Annotated in this window: 7 protein-coding genes; all 7 read right to left on the bottom strand. The window is 45.2% G+C overall.

Annotation, left to right across the window (positions count from 1 at the left end; genetic code table 11):
• Nucleotides 1–153 precede the first annotated feature (153 nt).
• The 7 genes from QJ036_RS08460 to wecB all read right to left on the bottom strand — a co-directional run bounded on the left by QJ036_RS08460 (nt 154) and on the right by wecB (nt 6,735).
• Nucleotides 154–357 (bottom strand): helix-turn-helix domain-containing protein, encoded by a 204-nt coding sequence (locus tag QJ036_RS08460; protein WP_283230955.1) that lies wholly within the window; start codon nt 355–357, stop codon nt 154–156.
• Nucleotides 358–592: 235 nt separating this feature from the next.
• Nucleotides 593–1,285 (bottom strand): CpsD/CapB family tyrosine-protein kinase, encoded by a 693-nt coding sequence (locus QJ036_RS08455; RefSeq protein WP_283230954.1) that lies wholly within the window; start codon nt 1,283–1,285, stop codon nt 593–595.
• Nucleotides 1,285–2,070, bottom strand: coding sequence for a YveK family protein (locus QJ036_RS08450; RefSeq protein WP_283230953.1), 786 nt, complete (start codon nt 2,068–2,070; stop codon nt 1,285–1,287). The genes QJ036_RS08455 and QJ036_RS08450 overlap by 1 nt, the downstream gene beginning before the upstream one ends.
• On the bottom strand, nt 2,067–2,804 hold the full coding sequence (locus QJ036_RS08445) for a CpsB/CapC family capsule biosynthesis tyrosine phosphatase (RefSeq protein ID WP_283230952.1): 738 nt from the start codon (nt 2,802–2,804) through the stop codon (nt 2,067–2,069). The genes QJ036_RS08450 and QJ036_RS08445 overlap by 4 nt, the downstream gene beginning before the upstream one ends.
• Before the next feature lie 81 nt (nt 2,805–2,885).
• Entirely contained in the window at nt 2,886–4,436 is a 1,551-nt protein-coding gene (locus QJ036_RS08440) for an oligosaccharide flippase family protein (RefSeq protein WP_283230951.1), read from the bottom strand.
• Between the two features lie 65 nt (nt 4,437–4,501).
• Nucleotides 4,502–5,548, bottom strand: a complete 1,047-nt coding sequence (locus QJ036_RS08435) for a glycosyltransferase family 2 protein (protein WP_283230950.1) — start codon at nt 5,546–5,548, stop codon at nt 4,502–4,504.
• Nucleotides 5,549–5,571: 23 nt separating this feature from the next.
• A complete protein-coding gene (gene wecB / locus QJ036_RS08430) occupies nt 5,572–6,735 on the bottom strand; it encodes a non-hydrolyzing UDP-N-acetylglucosamine 2-epimerase (RefSeq protein ID WP_283230949.1) in 1,164 nt (387 codons plus the stop codon).
• Between the last annotated feature and the right edge of the window lie 2 nt (nt 6,736–6,737).

Below are 6,737 nucleotides of genomic sequence, written 5' to 3'. Positions count from 1 at the left end.
AAGTGGCTTCGCCGCAAATTTGGGATGATTTGTCAAGTGTTTTTTGATTTTATTACAAAAAAAGAGCGAGCACATAAATTTACTGTACTCACTCTTTGAAACTATCTTAACTTATTGACATTGATTATGCAACACTCCCTTTTTTCTGCGTTTCTATTCATCCGGGATTATCTCGACTATGTCCCCAATCTGACAATCTAGGGCAATACATATCTTTTGGAGGATCTCTGTTGTGACATGGCCATTCCTGCCCATCTTTGTGACAGAAGCTGGGCTGATCCCGGCCTTCACGCATAAATCTTTTTTCTTCATATCTTTATCGATTAGGAGTTTCCAGAGCTTTTTGTATCTTGCCAGTTGGCGTAAAAACTACCCAGCATTCTTTTAAGAAATGCATTACCTGCATATTTATCCTCTTATTAGCTTCTGGTGTTCTTCCGCAGTTTATAAGGGATTTTGCCTTTTCTTTTGGTTTCCTGCTCCACTCGTTTTCTCCATTCGTTCTCGCAGCTGGGGCAAATTTGTCTCCCTTTCGGAATCACACAGCCGCATATAACACATGTATCAATCGGAGGAGAAATGTGGACGCCTTTCATTTTCCATCATTGCTCCCATAGCCATACTTTTCATTATGGGTATAGTAGTACCCACCGTCTTTTTTATTGGTGTTATTCCGAACGACGCCTAAAATTTTGCTGCCGCTTTTTTCAAGCTGTGCAACAACCTCCTGCGCTTGCCGGTAATGCATCGAAGTGTTCCCGATTACAAGAATGCTTCCATCACAGTTCGGTGCAACCACAGCAGCATCGATGACTCTTCCAAGGGGCGGCGTATCCACGATCACATACTGATAAACCTTCCGAGTTTCAGAGAGAAGTGTTTTGAAGTATTTTCCGCTGAGCAGTTCCACGGGATTTGGGGGATATTTCCCCGCAAAAATAATCTGAAAATTCGGGTATTGCGTGGAATAAATAGCGTCTCCCAGTTTTACCATACCTGTCAGGACTTCACTCAAGCCAATCGCTCTTTTGGCATTGGTATTTCGGCCTGCCATAACGGATTTCCGCATATCCGCATCAATCACTAGGACGCGCTTTCCAAGTTCAGATAAACTCCGTGCAAGTTGCAAGGACACTGTGGTCTTCCCTTCGTTCTCATTACAGCTTGTGACGACGATTACCTGTATATCCTGCCCACAAAACTGTAAATTTGTACGAAGGACCTTGAACGCTTCCTGTATAAAAAAATCATCTTCTCCCGGGAGCTTCAGTGTGATATCTTCCATTACTTTGCCCTCCGCTTTTTCCTGCTTTTTCCTGTTTTTTTCTGTTCATGCGAACCGTAGGCTTTGTAATACCCATACTGGTGGCTCTTTTTGTCATCGGCATTGGGTATATCACCGAGCACACTCAAGCCCAGGTATCGTTCAATATCCTCTTCCGTGCGAATGCGGTCATCCAGTAAATAAATGATAAGATATATGGAGTATACAAGCACCGCTGCTATCATTCCTACCAGCATATAGGTCGTCATACTTGTGGTATTACATGGTCTGTCATTCAGCGTTCCATATTCATACAGATTAACCTGCTGGAATCCCATCGCCTCTGTAATCTGTTCCTGTCCAATTTCACAGATGGCATCCACGATCCGTTTGGCATTCTCCGGCGAATCGCTTTCCACTGTCACTTCCAGGATGCGCGTGTTCTCCGGGTTGGATGTGGAAACGCTCTTGCTAAGCGTTTTATAGTCGGTCTCCAGATTCAACTCCTGAATTACCTCATCCAGGACGGAATGACTTTTCAGCAAATAGTCGCAATCGTTGACCACCTTAAGAGCCAGAGAAAAATCGGAATCTGAGTTTCCTGTTGCAGTTGCTTCGTTCTGGCGGAGAATGTACAGCGTTGCTGTGGAAGAATAGGCTGGGACGAATGTCACTCGATTGATGATGAACAGTCCTCCAACCGCTACAACCGCGGCAAGGGCCATCACCCAAAGGCGGTGAACGAAGATATACCACAGATCTATTATCGTTACGACGCGGATATTCGCGTTAGCTTTCGTAGTCAATCTAATTCCTCCTGTAAGGCGTCCTCATGCAGGAGCCTTTTTCCGTTATCGCAAAACAAGGCATTCGCATAATCCAGCCCATATTTTTTCCGGACGAGTTGGAAGCACTGGGACAGTTCCGGCGGTCTTTGCCGAACATCATGGCTGTCCGAACAAATCAAATCTGCCAGTTCATTCTCCAGTAAGTATCTGCTCTGCCGCTGTGTCAGGTATCCAAATCCACCCAGGACTGATTGGGCATCCACTTGCAGGAGAACACCCTTCTCCCGAAAGGAATGGATGAGACTTTTGTGTCCCCAGAGTGCCCGATACCGCTCCACATGGGCAAGCACCGGCCGGTAGCCGGCGCTCAGCAGATGCTCCAAAGCGCTGGAAATTCTCTGTGCTTCCGCCGCCTCCGAGAAATCTACCAGGACATACTGGGTCCCGTTCAATGTATGGCACCTTCCGCTGTTCAGCCAGGAAACGCAGTCCCGGCTGTATCGCAGCTCATTACCTCGGTATAACTCCATATCTGGGTATTTCTGTTGAATATATGCCTCCAGCCTTTGATACGCGGCTTCGGCTTGGTTTCCGTTGTCCCTAAAATAACCTGGGTGAAAATGGGGCGTGACGCAAAGGGTTCGGATGCCATCTGCATAGGAAGCATCCACTATTTCCTGCATTTCCGCTTCCGTTTTCGCCCCATCATCCACGCCGTACAGCGCATGAATATGAAGGTCTGAATAGTACATTTTTACATACCCCACGTTTCTTTTGATTGTCAACTCTTTCCGTGTATGAAAAGCAAAGAGTCTTAAACGACTTCAATTCTCTTATTTTGCATGATTTCCGAGAACCTTTATTTTTCCCCTTGTCATCCGATTTGCCAAAACAATGCACGAATGGAATTCAGGCAGTTTAAAATAAAAGGCAAATAGGATCAGGTTTGCACACACGATACAAATCGCCAAGCGAATGATGATTTCGAAAATAAGTGGTAGATTGACAAAACTGCATAGAAAAAAAGTGATAAACATTGTGATACCGGTTGCCAAAACGTAATGTACCATCCGCTTTAGAAAAAGATTAAGGTATACTCGATCAAAAAGTGTATCGAAAAGATTGTGAATCAACCATGGCACCACAAAAAGCATAGAAATGATCGTACTCAGAATGATGCCATACAATCCAATATATCGAACAAGTATCACATTCAATAATAAATTCGTGATCGCTTCTACAAGGGGACGAAAGCGGTCTTTATGCCACATTCCTGCCGCGTCCTTGTAAGAATTAAGAAAAACGTTCATGCAGTTTACAAAGAAATAGACTGACATACAAACAACGATCCCAAATTCCGCAAGCAAATTTGCACCAACCCATACCTCCATAAATGGCTGATAGACGCAAAGGAAGCAGGTGGAACAGAAGCCTGCAAGCCAGACAATAATGAGCAAAAAACTCATAAAGTCTTTCGTGATTTTTTCTTTTGTGTCAACAATAAAACTGTTTCCCAAGCCTGCCCGAACGGAAGTAAACACGATCGTTATCATGGAGGCAACAGCAGAAAAAAGATAATAGTAGTTCTGATAGATAGCCAAAACCTTCAGTCCGAGAAACGCGGAAATAACAATGGTATCAGACGAATAGACGATGACCGTGGCAACCTTTGCCGAAAACAAGTCTCTAATGCGATGGTTGATGGTTTTTCGCTCATTTTTCTGGATCGTTCCTCTGGCATGGTAAGCCGGATACATCCGTGATGCGAGGATGGCTGTCAGAATGTTGTTCAGTATCTGAGTGGCAAGAATCACCATCACATAGTAATAGTAGTTTCGAAAAACAACCAACACAAAGAGCTGTGCAGCATATTTAATTAAGTCCGTGGCAAGCGTCACTTTACTGACAACGTCATTTCTTTGGTGGGCCCATAGAATACTGCTTTTGTAAGCGAATAGCCAATAGCTGAATACCGTGGCTGCAAGATTCAGGAGATATAAGTAGTAAACATCAATATCTGGCGGAACATCGCCGTTAATCAACCTGTGAATGAACGGCAGCAGAGCCAATCCAATCGCGCATACCACAAGACCGATACATCTATAGTAAATCTTATATAGCCGCATAAGCGCACATATTCTATCAGTATCGTCATCAACGATGGGCTGATACATAGAGTAGACCATGGCAGATCCAGCGCCAAGTTCCGCCAGATTTAACACCGATAAAACAGATGTAAAAAGGCTGTTCAGTCCAAGATACTCTACTCCCAATACATATAGCATCACAGTCCGCATCGCAAAAGGCAACAGTTGCTTAACGATTTGTGATGCGATTCCGTATACCATATTTCGGGATGCATTCTTTACCCGCTCTATTCGCACGGAATTTCTCCTCCTGAGGTTATAACGCCATTGAAATAAATTTCTCATTCGTTATTTCTGTAATCTTATATGCAGAAACAAATGCAGACAGATTTCACCTTATGGTGTCGAAGCAGCCAACATACCACATTTGCTTTGATTCCTATATATTCCCTGCACTTATCGTATGCTTGCCAAAATTCAGGATCCTTCATGATTTCTTGTATAAGCAATTTAAAATCGGATTTTTCTTTTTGATTCTTGTGAACCTGATCAGCAACAGAGGACAAACATTTTATTCCAAGCATAACTTTACTTTCATAATAGTGCTTCTCACAATCCGCTACTCCCCATCGTTTTCCGTATTGGAGCGTAACCCGATAAACAATGGACAGATCCCGATAATGTCTTATGGAAAATGCATGGGATAACCCCGTTTCAGTTATCTTATATTGATACAGCCCATCTGAAAGGTAGATGGCTTTCTTCGCGTTGCTCAACATTTCCAACGAGATGAGCTTATCTTCGCCCATCACCATATTTCCGTATTTACGATAATCTTCTGCATTTTGCAGGAGACTGCGCCGAACACATTTTTGCCATACAGCATTCAAGTCCGCTCCAATAACTGCATCAGCATATAATTGCTTTAATCCAGGCCCTTCAAAAATAGTCTTATCTGCATATTTGGGCGGATATTTACGTGTGCCTCCGTCTGGAAAAACTCGAATGTGATTAAAGATAACCATGTCTGTACGAAACTCAAATATTACCTTTTTTATCAAGCGAAGAAGGCCTTCTGTGTAAGTATCATCTGCATCCAAAAACATAAGGTATGTTCCATCTGCCGCTTCCACCGCATCAAGTCGTGCAAATAAAGGCCCCTCATTTATTTTTTTATGAATGGCCCTAATTTTTGAGGGAAATGCATTGGCATAATAGTCACATATCTTCCCACTGCGATCCGTTGAGCCATCATCTACCAGAATGATCTCATAGCTTTCCTCATCCTGCTGTAAAACAGACTCAATACTTTTCGCTAATGTTTTTTCACATTGATGTACGGGGATTACAATTGAAAAAAATGGAGCGTTCTTTGAAGTCTGTATATGAGCTGCATAGATTGGATCCATAGAATCACCTCTTTTCTTTTTTACTATAATTCCTTTCTCCAAACCATCCGGTTCACAATGCCAGTATAGCTTTGGATGATGCAAACCACTTTGTCCGATACGTTTTCATCTGTATAATCCGGCACAGGGAGACCAACGTATCCATCCTTGTGGAGCGCCACGGCGGTTTCCACCGCCTGAAGAAGGGAGTTCGTATCGATTCCCGCCAGGACAAAACAGCCCTTGTCCAAGGCTTCGGGACGTTCCGTAGAGGTGCGTATACACACAGCCGGGAACGGATGTCCCGCCGAAACGAAGAAGCTGCTCTCCTCCGGTAGCGTGCCGGAGTCAGATACCACGCAGTAAGCGTTCATCTGCAGACAGTTATAATCGTGAAATCCCAAAGGATCGTGGCGGATCACACGCTTGTCCAGGGTAAAACCGCTTTCTTCCAGCCGCTTCCGGCTTCTGGGATGGCAGGAATAGAGGATGGGCATATCGTATCGCTCTGCCATGGCATTGATCGCCGTGAACAGGGAGCAAAAGTTCTTCTCCGTGTCGATGTTCTCCTCCCGGTGGGCGGACAGCAGAATGTACCGCCCCGGCTCCAGCCCCAGGCGGCTCAGAATATCGCTCTGCTGAATCTGCAGGAGATTCCGGTGAAGCACCTCCGCCATGGGAGAGCCAGTCACATAGGTGCGCTCCCTGGGGCAGCCGCACTCCATCAGATAACGCCGTGCATGCTCGGAATAGGCCAGATTGATATCGGAGATGATGTCCACAATTCGGCGGTTGGTCTCCTCCGGCAGGCACTCATCCTTGCACCGATTCCCGGCCTCCATATGAAAAATGGGGATATGAAGCCGCTTTGCCCCGATCACGGACAGGCAGGAGTTGGTATCCCCCAGCACCAGGACAGCGTCCGGCTGAAGCTCTGCCATCAGTTCATAGCTCCGGGCAATGATGTTGCCCATGGTCTGTCCCAGATTTTCGCCCACGGCTTCCATATAGATCTCCGGTTCACACAGATCCAGATCCCGGAAAAATATCCCGTTGAGATTGTAGTCATAGTTCTGGCCGGTATGCGCCAGCAGCGTGTCAAAGTAGGTTCGACATTTTTTAATCACTTCCGACAGGCGGATGATCTCCGGCCTTGTCCCTACGATAATCAGCAGCTTCAGCTTTCCGTTGTTCTGAAATGCGGTCACAG

Origin of the sequence: Fusibacillus kribbianus, assembly GCF_030053595.1 — a bacterium.
Classification (GTDB): domain Bacteria; phylum Bacillota; class Clostridia; order Lachnospirales; family Lachnospiraceae; genus Lientehia; species Lientehia kribbiana.
This window is presented reverse-complemented; position numbering and strand designations above follow the sequence as displayed.